This is a genomic window from Methylobacterium sp. 4-46, from assembly GCF_000019365.1.
Classification (GTDB): Bacteria; Pseudomonadota; Alphaproteobacteria; order Rhizobiales; family Beijerinckiaceae; genus Methylobacterium.
This window is the reverse complement of the sequence record NC_010511.1, coordinates 5,073,977-5,095,085: the sequence shown is the minus strand read 5'-3', so window position 1 is coordinate 5,095,085 and position 21,109 is coordinate 5,073,977. Positions and strand designations below refer to the sequence as shown.

Genomic DNA, 21,109 nt, shown 5'->3' with positions numbered 1-21,109 from the left:
GTGTGCCATTCCACCTTTGCACAAGTGGGACATTTTCACTTTGCGCCTACACACCCGATTCGCATAAGCGACGTTATGGAACCGGCAGGCGGAAGCCGGCGAGGCGTCCGGACCCGGCCGAGGGCCGCGCTGGGATGTGTGCCGCGCGCCTCAGGGCGCGGAATCCGCCTTCACGCCGAGGCCGCGCAGCATCGGCACGATGCGCGTGAGCCGCTCGCGCAGGTCGCGGATCGGCTCCTCCGCGCCGCCGAGGGCGCAGACGATCTGCGCCCGCGCCCCGCTCACCTGATCGCGCAGGGCGCGTCCGGTCTCGGTCAGTTCGAGCCGCAGCTGGCGCTCGTTGCCCGGGTCGCGCTGGCGCCGCACGTAGCCGCTCGCCTCGAGGCGCTTGAGCAGCGGCGTCAGCGTCCCGGCATCGAGCTGCAGCCGGCGCCCGATCTCCTTGAGGTTCACCCCGTCCCGCTCCCAGAGCACGAGCAGCACGAGGTACTGCGGATAGGTGAGGCCGAAGGGCTCCAGCATCGGCTTGTAGGCGGCCGTGAAGGCGTGGGCGGCCGCGTAGACGGCGAAGCAGAGCTGGTGGTCGAGGTGCAGGGAAGCGGGGTCGCTCATCGGGAACCTTGAGGGAGACGCGGCCGTCGGGTTGAATTGCAGGCGAACGGCTTTTGCCCTAACGGCCATTGCCCCAGAAGTCGACCCCGGATCGCCGCGGCCGGTCGAGGGCGCGACGCGGCCCCCGCCGAGGCAGCCCCACGCATCGGCGCGCGCCGGTGCGACGACGCCCCGTCGGACTCCGTTGAGAATCATGCCGTCGAGGTCGAGAATCGGCGCATTCGCACTTTCCCCAAGCTTATCGGAACGCAGGCCCGTGCCCTGTAGCCTCGCCGACAATGGGATTGATTTTGAATTTCGCGGGAACGCTGCCCGCTAACTCCTGTTATTGCGGCGACGGTCCGTCGCAAGGCGGGCGACGCGGAGGAATCGATGCTGCTCCAGACCTGCCATGGCCGCCGTGCCGCGCTCGCCCTGGCCTCGGGATGCCTCCTGCTCGGCATGGTGGCCCACGTGCGGGCCGGCGACGAGGACGGGTTCGGCAGTCTGTTCCAGCGCCTGTTCGCGCCGCCGCCGAGCGCGGCCCCGCAAGTCGAGCCGGTCCCGGTCGGGCAGCCCCTGCCAGCGCCCGTGCGGGCGCGGCGCGCGCCGCGTCCGGCCCTGCCGGTGGCGCGCCGCCTGCCGCCGAAGGCCGCCGTCGCGGCCGCCGCGGCCGCCGCGCGGGCCCATCCGCGGACGCGCTACGCGGCCCTGCCGCGGCCGGAGGCGGTCGAGAAGCGGCGGGCGGCAGTCGAGAAGCGGCCGGTCGCGGAGGATGCGCGGGCCGCGGCGCTCGCCAAGGCGGGCGATCCGAGTGCCGCCCTGATGCGCGACACCACCCTGCGCCCGGGCGACATCGTCGTCACCGCGGCGGGCGCCCGGGTCTTCACGGGCAGGCCCGGGGACCGGCACCGGGCGGGGGATTTCGAGGACGCGACGCGCTCCCGGCGGCTCGACGGCAAGACGAGGCGCCTCGTCAGCGCCATGGTGGCCCCGGCCGGCGCCGTTCCGGCGGCCGAGGCGCACCGCCTCCTCGCGCGGCTGCAGCGGGAGCGGGCGGTGCAGGAGACGGCCGAGCCCGTCGCGCGGGCGACCGCCTCCCTGGTGCGGGTCGTCTATCCGGCCGCGGAGATCTACAACGCGGCCGGCCGAGGGCCCTGAACCGAGGCCCCTCCCCGGCCGCGCCGGTGTCCCAGGCGCGGCCGTTGGCGCTGCGGCGAGACCCGCGACACGTCATCCTGAATCCGCTTGATCCCTTCGGGATAGCGGATGTCGGCTTCGCTCAGGCGCCACGCGGGCTCGTGATCCGGGATCCGCTCGGATCGACCGGATCGCGGATCAGGCATCCTGGTCGCGCAGGTTAAGGATCAGGCGACGGACTTCCCGCGACAGGTCTTCGGTCCTGTCTTTAAGATCCGTCCCGATCTTGCCGGTGCGACATCGGCAGAAGGCACGCCGCTCACCTTGCATCAGGCGGAACCCAGGCGGATCCGGGGCTCCGGCTTGCCGCGGGCACCGGGCGCGACCAGGAAGGTCTGTCCGCCGAGGGGATCCGCCGCCCGGGCTGCGGCGTCGAGCCCCTGGAAGGCGGAGGTGACGAGCAGCCGGTCGAGGCGCGCGCCGACGAAGGCCGGACAGCTCGGCTGGAGCGCCGGGATCGCGACGCTGCGCAGGAGCGTGCCCTGCGGCGAGAACGCGTCGACCCGCGCCCCGCCCCAGCGGGCGATCCACAGGCATCCCTGCGCGTCGGTGACCGCCCCGTCGAGCCCGGCCGGGTCGTCGTGGCGCAGGACGAGGGCGGGTGCGCCCTCGGGCAGGCCGGTCGCCGCGTCGAGGGGCACCCGGTGCAGTTCCCCCGCGCCCGTATCGGCGAAGTAGCCGGCGCTGCCGTCGGGCGAGAAGCAGATGGCGTTCGGGATCCGCAGCCCGGAGAACAGCCGCAAGACCCGCCCCGCCTGGAAGGCGTAGATCGCGCCCGCCCCCGGCTCGGCCTCCCGGCCCATGGTGCTGAACCAGAAGGTGCCGCTCGGATGGACGCGGGCGTCGTTGGAGCGGGTGCGCGGATCGTCCGCCTCCACGGGGGCGAGCAGCGTGAGGCGCCCGTCCGGCGCGCGCAGGTGCAGGCCGTCCTCGGCCGCCAGCACGTGGCGCCCGTCGCCCACTGCCGCGAGGGCGCTCGCCATCACCGGCAGGCTGTGCACCCTGACGTCCCCGCCCGTGGGCCCGGCATCGAGAGGGCGCGACGCGTCGGGCGGGTCCGGCACATCGGAGAGGCCTCGCGCCTCGGAGAGGCCTCGCGCCTCGGAGAGGCCTCGCGCCTCGAAGAGGCGCCTGGATAGGATGTCGAACCACCACGCGGTGCCGGTCTCGGCCTCGTAGGTCACCCCCTCGCCCAGGTGACAGGGCGTGGCGTCGAAGACGCGGGCGGCGCCTTCGGGTGCGGCGGGGAGCGGCCCGCCCGCGGCCTCGCCGCCCATCACCAGCCCCCGAAGGCCGCGACCGTGCGGCGCCGCCCGATCATGAAGGCGTCCGCCACCAGGCCGAGGGGGGCGAGGTCGGCCTCGCTCTCGCGGCGGGAGACCAGGTCGCGGAAGCGGCGGTAGAGGCCGCGATACTCCGCCTCCGGAGCGGTCGGGATCGGAACGCCGTCGAGGCTCAGCCGCGCCCCGCCGCCCGAGACAAGCAGGAGCCCGCGCTCCGTCGCGAACCGGATGTCCCAGGTCTGCGGCCCGGCCTGCAGGAAGTCGAACTCCGCCCGGATCGGCAGGCCCGCCGCGTCGGCGAGGTCGAGCGCGGCGGCGATCGGCGCCTGCCGGTCGGCCGGGAAGGCGAGGTCCGCCCCGGTCACCTGGACCGGCCGGGGCAGGAGATGGGTGACGAGCGACAGGGCGTTGATGCCCGGGTCGAACACCCCGAGGCCGCCCGGCTCCAGGATCCAGTCCTGGCCCGGATGCCAGACCCGGATGTCCTCGCGCCAATCGACGCGCACCGCGCGGATCGGGCGGTCCCGCAGCGCGGCCCGGGCCGGCTCGACCGCGGGGGCGAAGCGGGAATGCCACGCGCAGAACAGGCTGAGGCCGGCCGCGCGGGCCTGCGCGGCCAGCGGCAGGATCTCGCCCAGGGTCGCCGCGGGCGGCTTCTCCAGGAGGACGTGCTTGCCCGCCGCCAGCGCCGCGGCGGCGAGCGCCCCGCGCCCGCGCGGCGGCGTGCAGAGGGCGACCGCGTCGAAGGGAGGCCCGGATTCGAGCAGCGCCGCCAGGGTCGGCGCGTGGGGCAGGTTCTCCAGGCCGGCGCCGGGGCCGGCGGTGGCGGCGAGGTCCAGGCCGGGCGTCGCGGCGATCGCCGGCAGGTGCTGGTCGCGGGCGATCTTGCCGAGCCCGACGAGGGCGATCCGCAGGGAGGTGGGGGACGATGTCAAGGCGGGCTCCGCGTCCTGGCCCGGCGGGCGACCGGCGAGCGGGTGAGGCCGTAGCGGATGACGGCCGCCATGGCGACGGCCGCTCTCGCGGGATCGCGCGGGATTTCGCCGCGCGCAGGCAGGCGCTCGGCAGGGCGACGGCTCCCGGCGCGGCCGTCGGTTGCTGGCGTCCATGTCGCCAGAGTACAACCCGCGCGTGCCGACGGGACCCGGCCCGCCCGGGCGCCGCTCCGGAGGATGAGCATGCGGGAAGGCAATGGCGCCGCGCGACGCCCGTTCGGGATCCTGCCGGACGGCAGGACGGTCGACGAGGTGACGCTGACCAACGGCAGGCTCACGGCGCGGATCCTCGCCTACGGGGCGATCCTGCGCGGCCTCGACGTGCCGGACCGCGACGGCGCGCCGGCGGACGTGGTGCTGGGCTTTCCCGACCTCGCCGGCTACCTCGACCGGCCGAGCTATTTCGGCGCGAGCGTCGGGCGCTACGCCAACCGCATCCGCGGCGGCCGCTTCAGCCTCGACGGGCGGAGCTACGCGCTCGCCACCAACGACGGCCCGAACGCCCTGCACGGCGGCGTGCAGGGCTTCAACCGGCGCCTCTGGGAGATCACCGCGATCCGCGGCGGCGAGGGGCCGGCCGCGACCCTGCGCTACGTCAGCCCGGACGGGGAGGAGGGCTATCCCGGCACCCTCACGGTCACGGCCACCTACCGCCTGGAGGGGCCCGATACGCTGAGCATCGCCTACGCGGCGACGACCGACCAGCCGACCATCGTCAACCTGACCAATCACAGCTTCTTCAATCTGGCGGGCGAGGGCGCGGGCCGCCCCATCCTCGATCATGTCCTGACGATCCCGGCCGACACCTACACGCCGGTCGATCCGACGCAGATCCCGACCGGCGAGTTCGCGCCGGTCGCCGACACACCCTTCGACTTCCGCGCGCCCACCGCGATCGGGTCGCGAATCCGGGACGGCCGCCACACTCAGATCCGGCGCGGGCGCGGCTACGACCACAATTTCGTGCTCGGGACCGCGCCGAGCCAGGCGGCGCGGCCGGCCGCCCGGCTGGAGGAGCGCGGCTCGGGCCGCGTCCTCGACCTGCTGACGAACCAGCCGGGCCTGCAACTCTACACCGGCAACTTCCTGGACGGGACCGCGATCGGCAAGTCCGGCCTCGCCTACCGCCAGTCGGACGGGGTCGCCCTGGAACCGCAACTGTTTCCGGACACGCCGAACCAGCCGGTCTTCGGCTCGGCCCGCCTCGATCCCGGGGCGACCTACCGCTGCCTCATCGCCTACCGCTTCTCCACCCTCGGAGATCCTTAACGCCCGCTGAGCGGCGCCGGCCGCGCCGCGGAGGGGGACGGGCCGGACTCGGGCCTCTCGGCCTCGCGCAGCGCCCGGTTCTCGGACAGGGATGCGCGCCAGCCCGTGGCGGCGCATGATGCGCGGCCGGCGCGCGAGGGCGGGCGCCTCACCGCGCGAGCAATTCCTTCACGCGCGCCGCCAGGGTCTCGACCGCGAAGGGCTTGGTCAGCACCTGCATGCCGGGGCCGAGCCGGCCGCCGCCGAGGGCCGCGTTCTCGGCGTAGCCGGTGATGAACAGCACCCTGAGATCCGGCCGGTCGGCGCGCGCCGCATCCGCCATCTGCCGCCCGTTGAGCCCGCCCGGCAGCCCGACATCGGTGACGAGGAGGGCGATGCGCCGCTCCTCGCGCAGCAGCCGCAGGCCGGCGGCGCCGTCCCCCGCCGCGAGCACCGCGTAGCCGAGCCCTTCGAGAACGTCCGTCACCAGCATCCGCACGGTCGGCTCGTCGTCGACGACGAGCACCGTCTCGCCCCGCCCCGCCCGCGGCTCCCGCATCGGCGCGAGCGGCCCGTCCACCTCCTCCGCGGCGCCCTCGTGGCGCGGCAGGAGCAGGCAGACCCGGGTGCCGCGCCCGACCTCGGAGGCGATCCGCACCTGCCCGCCGGATTGAAGGGCGAAGCCGTAGATCATCGAGAGGCCGAGCCCGGTGCCCTGGCCCATCGGCTTCGTGGTGAAGAAGGGCTCGAAGGCGTGCTGGATCACGTCCGGGGTCATGCCGATCCCCGTATCCGCGACGCTGAGCGACAGGTACGGACCGGGACTCAGATCCGCGGCCGCGGCCTCCTCGGGGCCGAGCGCGAGGTTGGCGGTCGCGATGACGATGCGGCCCCCGTCCGGCATCGCGTCGCGGGCGTTCAGGCACAGGTTCAGGAGGGCGTTCTCGAGCTGGTGGGGGTCGACCAGCGCCGTCCAGAGATCGGCGGCGGGCGCCACCTCGACGCCGATGGCGGGCCCCACCGTGCGCCGGATCAGCTCCTCCATCCCGGCGATCAGCCGGTTGGCGTCGACGGGCTTCGGATCCAGGGTCTGGCGGCGCGAGAAGGCGAGGAGGCGATGCGTCAGGGCCGCCGCCCGCTTGGCCGCCCCCTGCGCGGCCTCGACGTAGCGGTCGATCTCACCGAGGCGCCCCTGGCGCAGGCGCAGCTGCAGGAGTTCGAGGCTGCCGGCGATGCCGGTGAGCAGGTTGTTGAAGTCGTGGGCGAGGCCGCCGGTGAGCTGGCCCACCGCCTCCATCTTCTGGGATTGCCGCAGCGCCTCCTCGGCGCGCCGCAGGGCGGCGGTGCGCTCCTCGACGCGCTGCTCCAGGCTGGCATTGGCCCGGTGGGCCGCGCGCAGCAGCCGGACATTGTCGAAGCCGATCGCCGCCTGGGCGGCGAGCCCGGTCAGGACCGCCGCGATCCGGGCGTCGAACGCGCCCGGGGCCGGGTGGCCGAGGACCAGCACGCCGGTCGTCTCGCCGGAGGCGGAGATGACCGGCACGGTGAGCAGGCTCGCGAAACCGGCCGCCCGGACCTCGCCCGGGTCGGGCGGCTGCTCCCCGGCCAGGGCCGCCAGCGCGAGGGGCTCCGCGCCGCGCGCGAAGGCCTCCTGGTCCCGGCCCGCGAGGACGCAGCGCGGCGCCTCCTCGCCCGGCTCGTCGGCCCGGTAGACGAACGCTCCGGAGGCGGCCCCGGTCAGGGCGAGGCCGGCCTCCGCCACGATGCGCACCAGTCCGCCGAGGTCGCGCTCGGCGGCGATCCGGGTTCCGGTCCGGTTGAGCACCTCCAGGGCGTGGCGCTCGGCGGCGAGCCGGTCGCGGCTCTCGCGCAGGGCCGCCTCGGCCCACTTGCGCTCGGTCACCTCCAGGACGACTCCGATCAGGCGCACGCAGCGCCCGCCCTCGAAGGAGGCGTGGCCGCGGGTGACGATCCAGCGCTCGCCGCTACCGCCGAGCGTGCGGTGCTCCTGCGCGAGGCCGCCCGGCCCGCCCGGGTCGGTGGCGGCGGCGAGCGCGGCGCGCAGGCGCGGGCGGTCCTCCGGGTGGCAGGCGTCGAGCAGGGTCGAGGGGCCGACCTCGGCCTCGGGCGCGAGCCCGAACAGGGCCTTGCAGCGGGCGTCGGCGGTGAGCGCGCCGGAATCCGGCCGGTACTCCCAGATCCCGAGCCCGGCCGCGTCGAGGGCGAGGCGCTTCTGCAGTTCGCTCTCGCGCAGGGCGATCTCGGCGCATTTGCGCTCGGTCACGTCCCGGTGGGCGCCGACGAGGCGCAGGGGCACGCCGGCCTCGTCCCGCTCGATCTCGGCGACGGCCGCGATCCACCGCACCGCCCCGTCGCTCGGCCGGATGATGCGGTACTCGGCCCGGTACTCGCGGGCGCCGCTGCGCACGGCGTCGAGGAAGTGGCCGAGCGTCGCCTCGCGGTCCTCCGGATGGATGCGCCCGACCCATTCCTCGTGCGTCTCGCGGGCGGCGTCCTGCGGCAGGCCGTGGATGCGCAGGTACTCGGGCGAGCGCCGGTTGCGGAAGCCGCCGCGCAGATCCACCTCGAGCCCGCCCACGCCCGCGATCTGCTGCACCCGGGCCAGCTCGGCCTCGCGCTCGACCAGGGAGGCGCGCAGGCTCATCCGCTCCTGCGCCCCGGCCGGGAGATCGTCGATGCTGTTCATCCGGCCCGCCGACGCCCCGCAGCATGGGTGCTGCACTGGACATCCAGGCGCAGTACCTGGGCAGTTTACCGCGGCGTCACTGGTTGTCGATGGTGATACCAAATCCGACTGATTGCTTCGCCATGCGGATGTGGGCTTCGCTCAGGCGCCGCGCGGGCTCGTGATCCGGGATCCGCTTGGATAAAACCGGATCCCGGATCATCCGCTGTCCGGACGATCACGTCCGGACAGCCGATGAGAGGTCCCCGCCCCGGCGGGCGGCGGGGCCGCGGCGCCCCGGTCACGGACGGCGCGTGAGGGTCCGGCTCGCCTCGCGCACCCGCCCCGACAGCTGGGCGAGGCCGAGCGCCTCCGAGGCGGCGACGAGCCGGGCCGCCCCGCCCTGCGCCGCGCGCACGACCGGGTTCGGCTCCATCTCGTCGAGCCAGTCGGCGATCGGCCGCGGGTCGGCCAGGGCCAGGAGGGCGAGCGTTCCCCACACGACGAGGATCGCGGCGGCGGGCTGCGCGACCGTGACGGTCGCCGCCTCCTCGGCGAGGGGCCGGAGCGCCGGCCCGCCCAGGGCCGCCTGCAGCGGGGTGGTGGTCACGCGATCTCCTCGGGTCAGAACTGGAAGTAGATGAAGGGCGCCACGCCGGAGGGCGACAGCATCGCCACGAGCCACGCGAGCGCGGTGCCGAGCGCGACCTTGGCGGGCAGGCCGGCGCCCCCGTAGAGGGAGCGGGCGGCCGCGGCGAGGGCGGGCGGCGCGAGCTGCGTGGCGGCCCCGGCCGCCATCAGCGCGAGGACGAGCGGCGTGGCGGCGAGCGGGGCGGGCCCGCCGAGGCCCCGGCCGATCGCCGCGAGGTAGTCGAGCGCGCTGGCGCAATCCGGCGCCCGGAAGAAGATCCAGGCCAGGCAGACGAAGTGGAAGACCAGGATCCAGCGCAGGGCCTCGCCGGCCTCGCTGCGCAGGAAGCCGCGCAGGCGGCCCCTCGGGTCGGTGGCCTCGCGCAGCCCGCGCTCGGCCGCGAGCCCGACCCCGTGCAGGGCGCCCCAGACCAGGAATTGCAGGCCCGCCCCGTGCCACAGGCCGCCGAGCACCATCGTCAGGACGAGGTTGCGCAGCGTGAGGAGCCGGCCGCCCCGGCTGCCGCCGAGCGGGACGTAGAGGTAGTCCCGCAGCCACGACGACAGCGTGATGTGCCAGCGCCGCCAGAATTCCTGCAGCGAGAGCGCGATGTAGGGCTGGTCGAAGTTCTGCGGGAAGCGGTAGCCGAGGAGGTTCGCGACGCCGATCGCGATGTCCGTGTAGGCGCTGAAATCGCAGTAGATGACGATGGCGTAGGCGTAGGCCGCGAGGATCAGGTCGACGCTGCCATAGGCGCCCGGATTGGTGACGACCGGATCCACGTAGAGGACCGAGAGGTGGCTCGCCACCACGACCTTCTTGAACAACCCGCCGAGGATCAGCAGCGCGCTCCCGGACAGGTCGATCCGGCCGGGATTGGACGGACGGGCGAGCTGCCCGAGGAACTCCGCCGCCCGCACGATCGGGCCGGCCACGAGGTGGGGAAAGAAGCTGACGTAGAGCATCAGGTCGAGAAGCGAGCGCGAGGCCGGGATCGTCCGGCGATGCACGTCGACCACGTAGGAGATGCCGTGGAAGGTCAGGAACGAGATCGCCACCGGCACGGCGAGCCCCGTCGAGCCGAGCGCGACGGGCCATCCGGCGAGGTCCGCGAGACTCTGGAGCTGCGCGGCCGCGAAGTCATAGTACTTGAAGTAGCAGAGCGGCGCGAGGTTGAGCGCGACCGCGCAGCCCACGGCCATCCCGCGCCGGCGCGGTCCCTCGCAGGCCGCGATGAGGCGGCCGAAGCCGTAATTCCCCACCGAGGACAGCACCAGGAGCGGCAGGAAGGCGACGCTCCAGCAGCTGTAGAAGGCGTAGCTCACTCCCACGAGCATCAGTTTCTTGAGCTCGTTCCGGCGATTGAGCGCCCAAGTCAGCGGCAGAACCGTCATGAAGAACAGTGCAAACTCAATCGTTGGGAACAGCATGGGCCTCCTCCAACGTTCGTTGCACGATCGGATCGAGGAATTCCGCGAAGGCGCGGCCGCTTAGGCTATATCCCAGCTTCGTAAAATGAATGTGATCTTTGGACATCAGGGGCGGGTCGAGGCGCCGCCATGCCTCGGCGGGGCAGTCCGGCGGCATCAGGGCGGCCCAGTCCCAGAACGCGGCCCCCTCCTCCGCCGCGACCTGCCGCTGCGCCGCGCGCACGGCGTCGAGCTTCGGCGGCGGCGGGACGGCGCAGGCGCCCTGTTTGGCGGGGGCGGCCGCGGGCGCGCAGGCGCCCTCCCCGGCCCCGCAGCCGGGGCCGGCCCGTCCGGCCGCGGGCGGCCCGATCACCACCAGCCGCGCCCGCGGCGCCGCGGCGCGCAGCCGGCGCAGGGCGGCGCGGTAGCGCGCCCGGTACGCGGCCGGGTCGAGGGCGTCGTCGAACCCCTCGTTGGTGCCGAAGGCCAGCACGATCAGGTCGGGCCGCAGGCGCCGCAGGTCGCGGGCGATCACTGGCGCGGGGAAGCGCGCCAGGACGTCGACGGTGGCGCCCGGAAAGCCGAGATGGCTGTAGGTCACCCCACCCCCGGGCCGGAAGAGGCCGATGCTCGCGAGGGTGACGGGGCCCGGGCCGGTCGTGCGGATCGCCAGCGTGGTCAGGGCGGCCGGGCCGCCGCGCGGGGCCGGGAGCCGCAGCAGGGTCCAGCCCGGCGCGGCGGCCCGCAGGGAGGCCGTGCGGACGCGCTCCCCGTCGACCCGAATCTCGATCGCCCCCGCGCCCGGCCCCGTCCGCGCCTCGATCTCGATCAGCCCGTAGGGCGCCGGGGGATCGGCCGCGAGCCGCAGCACCTCCCCGGCGCCGCGGGCACTGGCGGTGAAGCCCGAGAGCGTGAAGGCCTCGGGCGTCGCGGAGCGCTGGATGCTCGCGAAGCGCCAGCCCGCGCTCGCCGTCGCGGCGAACCGGCCGTCGCGAACGCCCGGGTGCGGCCGCCCGGGCGGCAGGTAGCCCGCGCCGCCCTCCCCGTAGCGCGCCTGCAGCAGCGCCCGTGCGGCGCCGGTGAAGAGATCGGCCGCCGTGTGGCTGTCGCCGATCTGCAGGATCGAGACGGCGGCGCGCGGCTCCGCCCCCGCCTGCGCCGCGCAGGCCGGCAGCAGCCCGGCGAGGAGCCGCAGCCGCCGCGCGCCCCGCCTCAGCGCCGGCACGGGAAGGTGAGCGCGACGCCCTGCTCCGCCAGGAGATCGGCCGCCGCGCGCAGCAGGTGGGCCGCCAGCACGTCGTAGCCGGCGGCCGTGAAGTGGATCCCGTCGGGGGCGCGGATCTGCACCTTGGCCCCGTGCAGGTCCGGCCCGTAGGGCTGGAAACTGTCGGGGCCGGAGGGGTCCTGGCGCCAGGGCGCGACGAAGCGGGTCCGCGGGGCGGCGAGGTCGCGCAGGGCCTGCGCGAAGATCGCGTTCTTCTCGGCCGCGTCGTCCTGGCTCGCCCGGTCGCGCAGCACCGGCAGGCCGAGCCACAGCACGCTCCCCCCGCCCGCCGGCGCGAGGTTGCGGGCGACCGCCTGGGCCAATTCGGCGTAGCGGCTGCGCCAGGCCGGCGTGCCGAGGTCGAGCCGGGCGCGGCCCGCCTCCACGATGCTCTGGCGATCGTTGAGCCCGAGGGACACGACGGCGAGCGTGGGCCGGAACGTCTCGGCGACGGTGCGGCTCTGCGCCACCCAGTCGAACTTCGCCGGCCGCGTCAGGCCGGTCCCGTTCTCGGCGAAGCGCCCGAGCCTGATCCGCCCCCCGAGGCAGGGCTCCCGGGAGGCGAGGCGGAAGGCGCCGCCCCAGATCCCGTCCGCCAGGGAATCGCCCACGAAGGCGATGCGGATCTCGTCGCCGGCGGCGGCCCGCGCCCGGGGCGCGGCCGCGAGGCCCGCGAGGCCGCCGAGCAGCGCGCGGCGCGAGAGACGGGTCGCTTGCACCATCCGTGTCCCCCTCATCATCGCGGGATCCGCGGCGCTCATCGTCAGGGCAGGACCGGCCTCAGGGCGGGACCCGCCGCCACCGATCCCGCGACCGGCCGGGCGGGCGCGATCCCGACCGCCGCCTGGACCCGCCGCCAGATCAGGGCGTAGCCGGCGGCGGTGAAGTGCACGCCGTCCGCGGCGCGCAGGCGCCGGTCGCAGATCGCCCGGTCGGCGAGGCTCACGTAGGTCACCTCCCCCCCGAGCCGGCCGCGCAGGATCGCGTCGAGGCGCGCCGCCTCGGCGTTCCAGGGCTTGAACACGCAGGGCGGGCCGACCCAGACCAGCCGCAGCCGGCCGGCCCGCGCCGCCGCGACCAGCCGGTCGATGGCGGGCGCGACGTCCCGGGCGCCGCCGACCGCGTCGTTGGTGCCGAGGCTGAGCAGGGCGAGGCTGCCGGGGGCGGTCCGGCGGATCTGCTGCAGGGCGTCGTCGCCCCGGATCGCCACGCTGTTGTGGGCGAGGCCCGGCGCGCGCGCCGCCGCGGCGATGCCGACCCCGATGCTGTCGCCGAGCACGACGGGCTTCGCCGCGACCGGCCCCGCGAGGGCGGCGAGCACCGGGCCGGCCCCGAGCAGCCGGCGGGCGCCGGACCCGGATGAGCGGACGAAGCGCATGGCGACGGACCCTGCCGCTGACGCAGCGTGAGGAAGTGGATCGGACGGGTCATCCTCGCTCGCGTCACGATAAATTCAGGTAAAAAAGTAGGGTTGATGAACTCTAAAATACCGGCCTCGACCGCCCGCGCCGGCGCATCTGCGGGCAGCCGACGGTCTCTCCGGGATTGCGCGCGGCCCGCCGGCGCCGATGATGGGCGGGATCCGGCCCGGCCGGATGGACCGGAGATCCGCCATGGACACCCCCCTCCCGCTCGAGACCGAGTTCCTGTTCCGGCTGACCCTCGCGGTGGACGCGCCGCAGGGGATCGGGCCGAGCCGCGGCGGGGCCCTGCGCATCGTGCCGGTCGCGGGCGGGCACTTCGCGGGGCCGCGCCTGCGCGGCGAGGTCGTCCCGGGCGGCGGGGCCGACTGGCTGCGGGTGGAGCCCGACGGCACGACCCATCTCGACGTCCGCCTGACCCTCAGGGAGGCCGGGGGCGGGCTGATCGCCTGCCAGTATACGGGCCTGCGGGCGGGGCCGCCCGAGGTGCTGGAGCGCGTCGGGCGCGGCGAGGCGGTGGATCCGGGGGCGTACTACTTCCGCGCGGCGATGCGCTTCGAGACCGCGGCGGCCGACCTCGCCTGGCTCGCCCGCCTCCTCGCGGTCGGCGTCGGGCAGCGGCTCCCGGGCGGGCCGGTCTACGACGTCTACGCGGTGCGCTGAGGCCCGAGGCCGACCGGCGCGCTCCGGGACCCCCGGTGACGGCCCGGGCCGAGCGGCCGGGGCCGGCTCCCGCGCCTGGGCAGCCGCCCTGCGGTCACGAGGCCGAGCGCGCGGCCGGCGCCGCGACCGCCGTCCCGCCGCCGCGCTCGCCGAGCCAGCCGGCCCAGCGCGCCGCGACCAGCTCCCGCAGGATGGCGCGGCGGATCTGCTTGTTGGTGCGGGCGAGCGGGTGCCACCAGCCATCCGCCTCCATGGCGCGCGCCGCCGCCACGAAGTGGTCCGCCACGGCCGCGAATTCGGCCTCGCCGTAATTCAGGCTGAAGATCAGCCGGCCCGTCCCCACCCAGGACAGGGCGAGCCCCTCCGCGCGCAGGTAGTACTGGAACATCCAGTTGTACCGCGACGGCCGCGTGTAGAGGACGGTCCAGATCGTCGAGAGGTTCGCCACCCGGACCGGCAGCCCCTCCTCCGCGAGGCGGCGGTTCAGCGCCTCCGCCCGGCCGTTCCAGCGCGCGTCCAGCCCCTCGTAGAGCGCCTGCGTCTCGGGGCGCTCCAGCGCGTCGAGGAAGGCGTCCATCGCCCCCATCACGCTCGGATGCGAATTGAACGTGCCGCGGGCGAAGCAGATGTCGACCGGACGGTCGTCCCGGTAGCGGCGCATCAGGTCGCGCCGGCCGCAGAGCACGCCGATCGGCAGGCCGCCGCCCACGGTCTTGCCGTAGGTCACCATGTCGGCCTTCACGCCGAAATAGGCCTGCGCGCCGCCCGGCGCGAGGCGGAACCCGACGAAGACCTCGTCGAAGATCAGCACGATGCCGCGCGCGGTGCAGACCTCGCGCAGGCGGGCGAGCCACTGCGAATAGGCGGCGCGGTCGAAGGCGGCGCTGCGGCCGCTGTCGACCAGGGCGGAATCCGAGGGCGCGCCCTGGTTCGGGTGCAGCGCCTGGAGCGGGTTGACGAGGACGCAGGCGATGTCGCGGCGGCCGCGCAGCACCGCGAGCGTCCGCTCGGACATCTCGCTCAGCGTGTAGGTGTCGCGCGCCGGGACCGGGTTGCCGATGCCCGGCTGCACGTCGCCCCACCAGCCGTGATAGGCGCCGCAGAAGCGCACCAGGTGCGAGCGGCCCGTGTGGTAGCGGGCGAGCCGCACCGCCTGCATCACCGCCTCGGTGCCCGACATGTGGAAGGAGACCTCGTCGAGCCCCGACACCGCGCGCAGGCGCGCGACGTTGCGCTCCACGACCGGGTGGTAGGCGCCGAGCACCGGGCCGAGCGCCGCCACCCGCTCCGCCCCGCGGGCGAGGCAGGCCTTGTAGGCGTCGTAGCCGAACAGGTTGACCCCGTAGGAGCCGGCGAGGTCGTAGAAGACGTTGCCGTCGAGGTCGGTCACCGTCACGCCCGAGGATTCGGCGAGGAAGCTGCCCGCGCCGAGCTGGTCGCGGGTGAGCCGCGCGAACTGGAACGGCACCCGGTAGAGGCTGGTGAATTGCAGGTCCGACAGGCCGTCGCGCAGGGCCGCGGTGCGCCGTCGCGTTTCTGCAAAACGATCCCGGTAGAGGGCGGCGAGGCGCTCGAACCCGGCCCGGCGGCGCTCGGCCACCGGCTGGGGGGCGCCGTCGGCCCGGAAGAAGCGGTCCGGGCCGTACTCGTAGAACGGGATCAGGCCGGCGACGCGCCGGGACATCCGCGCGTGGCCGGTCAGCGAGCGATGCTTGGCCCGCGAGAGTTGCAGGCGGCTGCGCAGCTTCAGGGCGGCGGCGACGCCGAGGGGAGCGAGGGCGAGGAGGAACCAATGCGCGATCATGAGCAGGCGCAGTACCGGGGCGAGTTCACGGCACGATGACACTGCGCGCCACCCTCGCCCGCATCGCCGCGCAGGAAGACCTCAACTTCCTCCTCACCAACCGCATCCCGCGGCGCCTCGCCACCCGCTTCATCGGCTGGTTCAGCCGGATCGAGAACCCGCTGGTGCGCGACGCGTCGATCGCGATCTGGCGGCTGTTCTCGGACCTCGACCTGTCCGAGGCCAGGACGACGCGGTTCCGCAGCATGCACGACTGCTTCATCCGCGAATTGAAGGAGGGCGCGCGGCCGATCGACCCCGATCCCGGGCTGCTCACCAGCCCCTGCGACGCGATCGTGGGGGCGAGCGGGCCGATCGAGGGCACGCGGGTGTTCCAGGTCAAGGGCTTCCCCTACGGCCTCGCCGACCTCGTGCCGGACGCCGCCACGGTGGCGCAGGTCCGCGACGGGACCTACGTGACCCTGCGCCTGACCTCCTCGATGTACCACCGCTTCCACGCGCCGCACGATTGCAGGGTCGAGTCGGTGACCCACATCGCGGGCGACACCTGGAACGTGAACCCGATCGCGCTCAAGCGCGTCGAGGCGCTGTTCTGCAGGAACGAGCGGGCGGTGATCCGCACCCGGCTCGCCGCCGGCGGTCACCCCCTCGTGCTGGTGCCGGTGGCGGCGATCCTGGTCGCGAGCCTGCGCCTGCGCTTCCTCGGCACCGACCTCGACCTGCGCGCGCAGGGGCCGCGCACCCTCCCCTGCGACGCGAGGCTCGCCAAGGGCGAGGAGATGGGCTGGTTCCAGCACGGCTCGACGATCATCGTGCTGGCGCCCCCGGGCTTTCGCCTCTGCGAGGGCGTTGCCGAGGGCACCCGCATCCGGATGGGCGAGCCGCTGCTGCGGCTGCCGGACACACCGGCGTGAGGGCAACGGCGCCTGCGCCGCGCGGTCGCCCGGATCAGGCGGCGAGCGCCGCGACGAGGGCGCGGGCCTTGGCGGCGACCGTCTCGGGCGCGTCGCCGGGCCGGTAGAGCGACGAGCCGCAGCCGTAGCCGGCGGCCCCCGCCGCGCGCCAGGCCGGCAGGCTCTGCGCGTCGACCCCGCCGACCGGCAGCAGCGGCACCTCGGGCGGCAGCACGGCGCGCAGCGCCCGCAGGGTGGCGGGGCCGCCCGCCTCGGCGGGGAAGAGCTTGAGCGCGTCGGTGCCCGCGTCGATCAGCGCGAAGGCCTCCGCCGGGGTGAGGAAGCCCGGCATCGTCACCATGCCGCGCGCCTTGGCCTCGCGCACGAGCTCGGGGGCCGCGTGGGGCGTGACGAGCAGCCGCCCGCCCGCCTCCGCCACGGCCGCCACCTCCTCGCGGCGCCGCACCGTGCCGGCCCCGATCAGGGCGCGCTCGCCGAAGCGGGCGGCGAGGCGGCGCACGCTCGCGATCGGGTCCGGCGAGTTCAGCGGCACCTCGACGATGACGATGCCCGACGCGACCAGGGCCTCCGCCACCGCCTCGACCTCGTCCGGCCGCACGCCCCGCAGGATCGCCACCAGCGGGCAGCGCCCGAGCCACTCCGTCACGCCCATGCGCACTCCCATGCGATCGTCTCCCCGATCCGCGCGAGACCGCGCAGGGCCGCGTCCGGGTCGCCGGCCCGGGCCGTTCCGCCGCAGGCCGCGATGGCGCGCCCGTAGAGCGCCATCAGCGGCCCGGACCCGATCAGGTCCACCGCCTCGCCGGCGGGCAGGTTCGCCCGCACGTCGTGACCGATCAGCAGACCCGACAGGTAGCTCGCCGCCTCCGCCTCGGGAAGCCGTCCGAACAGGCCGAGGGTGCGGGTGCCGAACAGGTGGTGCAGGAGCCCGCCGGGCTCCGCCGCCCGGGCGACGCCCGCGTCGAAGGCCCCGCCCGGCTCGGGCGCGCCCCGCATCATGCGGCCGAGGATCGTGTGCTCCCTCAGCGCCGCGAAGGCCTCGCCGGTCAGGCTGGTGACGAAGCCGGCGATTCGCCCGCCGCGCACCCGCACCCATTTGCTGTGGCTGCCCGGCAGGCACAGCAGCGCCTCCTCCCGTCCGTCGAGGGCGCCGAAGACCTGGACCTCCTCGCCCCGCATCACCTCCGGGATCCCGGACGCGTCGCGGGCGCTGAGGCCCGGCACGATGCGCACGGCCGCGCCCGGGAACGGCACCGCCTCGACGCCCGCGGCGAGGTCCGCGAGGCCGGCCGGGCAGGCCCGGTAGGGAACCTCGCGCCAGCCCTGCCGGCTGCCGATCATGCCGGAGAGGAGCACCCGCCCCTCGCCCGCCGCGATCCAGTCTCCGGCGAGGTCGCGCAACGCCGCCGGGAAATCCCCGCCCGCGACCTGCATGATGCCGCGCCCGGTCTCGCGCCGCTCCGTCACCGACCCCGTCGGCCCGAGCCGGTAGGCCCGCGCGCTGCTCGTTCCCCAATCGATCGCGATCATGCCCGTCACGCTGCACGCTCGCGCGCGCGGAGGCAACCCGCCGCGGAGGCACCGTGCGGCCGATCTCCCGCGTTGCCCGCTGCCGCCCGGCCGAGCCCGCCGGGCGGCATTCACTGGGGCGGCGAGCGTCGGGAGGAGCGACTGGCGCAGAACCTTGTCGCGCCCGAGTCTTGGCCGGAGTCTTGGCCGGAGTCTTGGCCGGGGTCTTGGCCGGGGTCTTGGCCCGAGTCTTGCGGGCGGCCGGGCGCAAGAACGCGCCCGGAATCGCCCCGATGACCCCGCCCCGCCTCCCGTCCCTGCCGGTCCCGACCCGAGCGGCGCCGGCCGCCGCGGCCCTGATCGGCCTCCTCGCCGGCGCGGCGCCGGCCGGCGCCGAGAGCGTCCTGCGCATCGCCATGACGGCCGCCGACGTGCCGACCGCGACCGGCATGCCCAACAACGGCTTCGAGGGCATGCGCTTCCTCGGCTACCCGGTCTTCGAGGGGCTGGTGCTGTGGGACCTCTCCCGCACCGACCGGCTCGCCACCCTGCGGCCGGGCTTGGCGGAACGCTACGAGCAATCGCCCGAGGACAAGCGGACCTGGATCTTCCACCTGCGCCGGGGCGTGACCTTCCACGACGGCACCCCCTTCGACGCCGACGCGGTGATCTGGAACCTCGACCGCTACTTCAAGCCCGACAGCCCGCACTACGAGCCGCCCGCCGCCGGCATCTCCCGGGCCCGGGTGCCGCTCCTCGACTCCTACCGGAAGCTCGACGCCGACACGGTCGCCATCACCACGACCACGCCCGCCTCCTACTTCCCCTACATGGTGGTCTACCTGCTGTTCACCTCGCCGGCCTCGTTCGAGAGGGCGGGGCGGGACTGGGCCAAGGTCGCCGCCCTGCCGGCGGCCGGCACCGGGCCGTTCCGCATCGTCAAGGTGACGCCCCGCGAGGCGGTCGAGCTGCAGCGCCACGACGGCTACTGGGATGCGGAGAACCGGGCGAAGCTCGACCGGGTGCGGCTGATGCCGATCCCCGAGGCGAATGCCCGCATCGCCGCCCTCCGCGCCGGCCAGGTCGACTGGATCGAGGCGCCCGCGCCGGACGGCATTCCCTCGCTCAAGCAGGCGGGGTTCACCATCACCACCGGCTCCTACCCGCATGTCTGGCCGTGGTTCTTCAACATCGGGGCGGCGAACAGCCCGCTCAAGGACGTGCGGGTGCGCCAAGCCCTCAATTACTGCATCGACCGGGAGGCCCTGGTCGGCTTCCTGAACGGCACCGCCGAGCCCTCGGTCGGCTGGCTGAAGGCGAGCGACCCGAATTTCGGCGCCCCCGCCCACCGCTACCGGCTCGATCCGGAGAAGGGCAAGGCGCTGCTCGCGGAAGCCGGCTACGCGGCCGGGAAGCCGCTCGCCCTCAAGGTGATGATCTCGACCTCGGGCTCCGGGCAGATGCAGCCGCTGCCCATGAACGAGTTCCTGCAGGAGAACCTCAAGCAGACCTGCAACGTCGACGTCACGTTCCAGGTGGTGGAGTGGCAGGTGCTGCTGAACGCGGCCCGCGCCACCCCGGACGCGCCCGCGCTCCAGGGCGCGACGGCGCTCAACATCAGCTCGCCCTCCTCGGATGCCGGGATCATGGCGCGCTACTTCTCGTCGGCGAGTTTTTCCCCGAAGGGCTTCAACTTCGAGCAGTGGAAGGACGAGGCCTTCGATGCCGCCCTCGCTACCCTGGCGGAGGCGACCGACCCGGCCGCGATCGCGGCGGCGACCCGGACGGCGCATGAGCGCCTCGTCGACAACCCGCCCTGGCTCTACATCGTGCACGACCTCAACGCCCGCGCCATGTCGCCCAAGCTGCGGGGCTTCGTCTCGCCCCAATCCTGGTTCGTCGACCTCACGCGCGTGAGCCTGCCCTGAGCGGGATTGCCGCAGGCAATTCCGCTCAGGCTCTCGATCCCGCCTCATTCCCGCCGCCGAAGCGGTCACCGCTTCGGCGGCAGGAACGATGCCCAGCCCCGGGAGACGCCCCCGATGACCGACGCCCTCCCGACCGACGCCCTCCCGCGCGAGACCGATCCCGCCCTGATGTCGGCCGCGAGCCTCGCCCGGGCGATCGCGGCGCGGCGCCTCTCCCCCGTCGACGCGGTCGAGGCGCTGCTCGCCCGGATCGACCGGCTGGAGCCGCGGCTGCACGCCTTCGTGGAGGTCTACGCGGCGGATGCGCGCCTCGCCGCGGAGGGCGCCGAGCGGGCAATCCGCTCCGGCCACGCCGTGGGTCCGCTCCACGGCGTGCCGGTCGCCCTCAAGGACCTGATCGACGTCGAGGGACGAATCTCGACCGGCGGCTCGATGACCCGGCGGGTCCAGCGCGCCACCGCCTCCGCCACGGTCGCGAAGCGGATGATCGCGCAGGGCATGATCCTGCTCGGCAAGACCCACACGGTGGAATTCGCCTTCGGGGGCTGGGGCACCAACCAGCACATGGGCACGCCGCTCAATCCCTGGGACCCGGCGCGCCCGCGCGTTCCGGGCGGGTCGAGCAGCGGCTCGGGCGTGGCGGTGGCGAGCCGGATGGCGCCCTGGGCGATCGGCACCGATACCGGCGGCTCCGTGCGGCTGCCGGCCTCCTTCTGCGGCATCACCGGGCTGAAGGTCACGGTCGGGCGCGTCAGCACGGCGGGCGTGCTGCCCCTCTCGACCACGCTCGACACGCCCGGCCCGATGGCGCGCAGCGTCGAGGACGTGGCCCTGCTCTACAACGTGCTCCAGGGCCCCGACCCCCTCGACCCCAACACCCGGGGCGTGGTGCCGGTCGATCCCCTGCCCGGCCTGGAGCGCGGCGTCCGCGGGATGCGGCTCGGCCGGATGCCCGCCGCCGAGCGGGAGGGCTGCGCCCCCGAGATGCTGGCCGCCTACGACCGCGCCCTCGACCTCGTCGACCGGCTCGGGGCCGAGATCGTCGACACCCGCCTGCCGTTCCGCTTCGTCGACTTCGTCAACGCCGCGGCGATCGTCAACGCCGAGGCCTACTTCCACAACGGCGCGATCGCGGAGGATTTCGCCGCGCCCCTCGACGAGGACGTGCGCGCCCGCATCCTGTCGGGCGCCTCGGTCTCGGCGCGGGATTACCTGCGCACGCGGCGCCTGCAGCAGGACATGAAGCGCGCCTTCGACCGGGCGATGGCGGGGCTCGACGCCCTGCTGACGCCGACCACCGAGACCGCGGCCATCCCGCTCGACGCGGTCGACCAGGCGGTTGTCCCCTCGCGCTTCACCCGCTTCGGCAATTTCCTCGAACTCTGCGCCCTCGCCCTGCCGTGCGGCTTCACCGCGGAGGGGCTGCCGCTCTCCCTGCAGATCGCCTGCCGCGGCTACGAGGAGGCGACGGCCCTGCGGATCGGGCAGGCCTACCAGCAGGCCACGGACTGGCACGGGCGGCTGCCGCCGCTCTGATCCGGCGCCCCGGAGGTCGGTCCGGAG

The 21,109-nt window shown here is 74.7% G+C and carries 19 protein-coding genes; 6 read left to right on the top strand and 13 right to left on the bottom strand.

What is annotated here, in order from left to right:
- Positions 1–150: 150 nt before the first annotated feature.
- Positions 151–612 carry a MarR family winged helix-turn-helix transcriptional regulator gene (locus tag M446_RS22225; RefSeq protein WP_012334364.1) on the bottom strand — a complete coding sequence of 154 codons (462 nt, stop codon included), beginning with the start codon at positions 610–612 and terminating at the stop codon, positions 151–153.
- 372 nt (positions 613–984) lie between these two features.
- Between M446_RS22225 and M446_RS22220 the strand changes: the two genes are divergently transcribed.
- Positions 985–1,752 carry a hypothetical protein gene (locus M446_RS22220; RefSeq protein WP_012334363.1) on the top strand — a complete coding sequence of 256 codons (768 nt, stop codon included), beginning with the start codon at positions 985–987 and terminating at the stop codon, positions 1,750–1,752.
- A gap of 308 nt (positions 1,753–2,060) precedes the next feature.
- Here M446_RS22220 and M446_RS22215 read toward each other — a convergent pair whose 3' ends face one another.
- Both M446_RS22215 and M446_RS22210 read right to left on the bottom strand, forming a co-directional pair.
- Entirely contained in the window at positions 2,061–3,068 is a 1,008-nt protein-coding gene (locus M446_RS22215) for an SMP-30/gluconolactonase/LRE family protein (protein WP_012334362.1), read from the bottom strand.
- On the bottom strand, positions 3,068–4,009 hold the full coding sequence (locus M446_RS22210) for a Gfo/Idh/MocA family protein (protein ID WP_012334361.1): 942 nt from the start codon (positions 4,007–4,009) through the stop codon (positions 3,068–3,070). The genes M446_RS22215 and M446_RS22210 overlap by 1 nt, the downstream gene beginning before the upstream one ends.
- 243 nt (positions 4,010–4,252) lie before the next feature.
- Between M446_RS22210 and M446_RS22205 the strand changes: the two genes are divergently transcribed.
- Positions 4,253–5,338 carry an aldose epimerase family protein gene (locus tag M446_RS22205; protein WP_012334360.1) on the top strand — a complete coding sequence of 362 codons (1,086 nt, stop codon included), beginning with the start codon at positions 4,253–4,255 and terminating at the stop codon, positions 5,336–5,338.
- A gap of 148 nt (positions 5,339–5,486) precedes the next feature.
- Here the strand turns inward: M446_RS22205 and M446_RS22200 are convergent, their stop codons facing one another.
- From M446_RS22200 to M446_RS22175, 7 genes are all read right to left on the bottom strand, one after another.
- Positions 5,487–8,024 (bottom strand): PAS domain-containing protein, encoded by a 2,538-nt coding sequence (locus M446_RS22200; protein ID WP_012334359.1) that lies wholly within the window; start codon positions 8,022–8,024, stop codon positions 5,487–5,489.
- Positions 8,025–8,100: 76 nt separating this feature from the next.
- Positions 8,101–8,226: a hypothetical protein gene (locus M446_RS39095; RefSeq protein WP_265576407.1), complete on the bottom strand. Its 126-nt coding sequence runs from the start codon at positions 8,224–8,226 to the stop codon at positions 8,101–8,103.
- A gap of 78 nt (positions 8,227–8,304) precedes the next feature.
- Positions 8,305–8,613: a hypothetical protein gene (locus M446_RS22195; protein WP_012334358.1), complete on the bottom strand. Its 309-nt coding sequence runs from the start codon at positions 8,611–8,613 to the stop codon at positions 8,305–8,307.
- A 14-nt stretch (positions 8,614–8,627) separates the two neighbouring features.
- The gene (locus M446_RS22190; RefSeq protein WP_012334357.1) at positions 8,628–10,064 is read right to left on the bottom strand and encodes an MBOAT family O-acyltransferase; all 1,437 of its coding nucleotides are present in this window, start codon (positions 10,062–10,064) and stop codon (positions 8,628–8,630) included.
- Positions 10,045–11,268: a GDSL-type esterase/lipase family protein gene (locus tag M446_RS22185; protein ID WP_012334356.1), complete on the bottom strand. Its 1,224-nt coding sequence runs from the start codon at positions 11,266–11,268 to the stop codon at positions 10,045–10,047. The genes M446_RS22190 and M446_RS22185 overlap by 20 nt, the downstream gene beginning before the upstream one ends.
- Entirely contained in the window at positions 11,256–12,029 is a 774-nt protein-coding gene (locus M446_RS22180; RefSeq protein ID WP_012334355.1) for a GDSL-type esterase/lipase family protein, read from the bottom strand. The genes M446_RS22185 and M446_RS22180 overlap by 13 nt, the downstream gene beginning before the upstream one ends.
- 41 nt (positions 12,030–12,070) lie before the next feature.
- On the bottom strand, positions 12,071–12,685 hold the full coding sequence (locus tag M446_RS22175; RefSeq protein WP_012334354.1) for a GDSL-type esterase/lipase family protein: 615 nt from the start codon (positions 12,683–12,685) through the stop codon (positions 12,071–12,073).
- Between the two features lie 235 nt (positions 12,686–12,920).
- Here M446_RS22175 and M446_RS22170 point away from each other — a divergent pair, with 235 nt between their 5' ends.
- The gene (locus tag M446_RS22170; RefSeq protein WP_012334353.1) at positions 12,921–13,391 is read left to right on the top strand and encodes a DUF3237 domain-containing protein; all 471 of its coding nucleotides are present in this window, start codon (positions 12,921–12,923) and stop codon (positions 13,389–13,391) included.
- 94 nt (positions 13,392–13,485) lie between these two features.
- Here the strand turns inward: M446_RS22170 and M446_RS22165 are convergent, their stop codons facing one another.
- Positions 13,486–15,195 (bottom strand): aminotransferase class III-fold pyridoxal phosphate-dependent enzyme, encoded by a 1,710-nt coding sequence (locus M446_RS22165; RefSeq protein ID WP_012334352.1) that lies wholly within the window; start codon positions 15,193–15,195, stop codon positions 13,486–13,488.
- Between the two features lie 35 nt (positions 15,196–15,230).
- On the opposite strand from M446_RS22165, the gene asd reads away from it, so the two are divergent.
- Positions 15,231–16,109, top strand: a complete 879-nt coding sequence (gene asd / locus M446_RS22160) for an archaetidylserine decarboxylase (RefSeq protein WP_012334351.1) — start codon at positions 15,231–15,233, stop codon at positions 16,107–16,109.
- Between the two features lie 34 nt (positions 16,110–16,143).
- On the opposite strand, the gene M446_RS22155 is transcribed toward asd, so the two are convergent.
- Together M446_RS22155 and M446_RS22150 are read right to left on the bottom strand one after the other, a co-directional pair.
- Positions 16,144–16,761, bottom strand: a complete 618-nt coding sequence (locus tag M446_RS22155; RefSeq protein WP_012334350.1) for a 2-dehydro-3-deoxy-6-phosphogalactonate aldolase — start codon at positions 16,759–16,761, stop codon at positions 16,144–16,146.
- Positions 16,752–17,639, bottom strand: a complete 888-nt coding sequence (locus tag M446_RS22150) for a 2-dehydro-3-deoxygalactonokinase (RefSeq protein WP_012334349.1) — start codon at positions 17,637–17,639, stop codon at positions 16,752–16,754. The genes M446_RS22155 and M446_RS22150 overlap by 10 nt, the downstream gene beginning before the upstream one ends.
- A 272-nt stretch (positions 17,640–17,911) precedes the next feature.
- On the opposite strand from M446_RS22150, the gene M446_RS22145 reads away from it, so the two are divergent.
- On the top strand, positions 17,912–19,546 hold the full coding sequence (locus M446_RS22145; protein ID WP_012334348.1) for an ABC transporter substrate-binding protein: 1,635 nt from the start codon (positions 17,912–17,914) through the stop codon (positions 19,544–19,546).
- 114 nt (positions 19,547–19,660) lie between these two features.
- The gene (locus M446_RS22140; protein ID WP_012334347.1) at positions 19,661–21,082 is read left to right on the top strand and encodes an amidase; all 1,422 of its coding nucleotides are present in this window, start codon (positions 19,661–19,663) and stop codon (positions 21,080–21,082) included.
- The last annotated feature ends 27 nt before the right edge of the window (positions 21,083–21,109 follow it).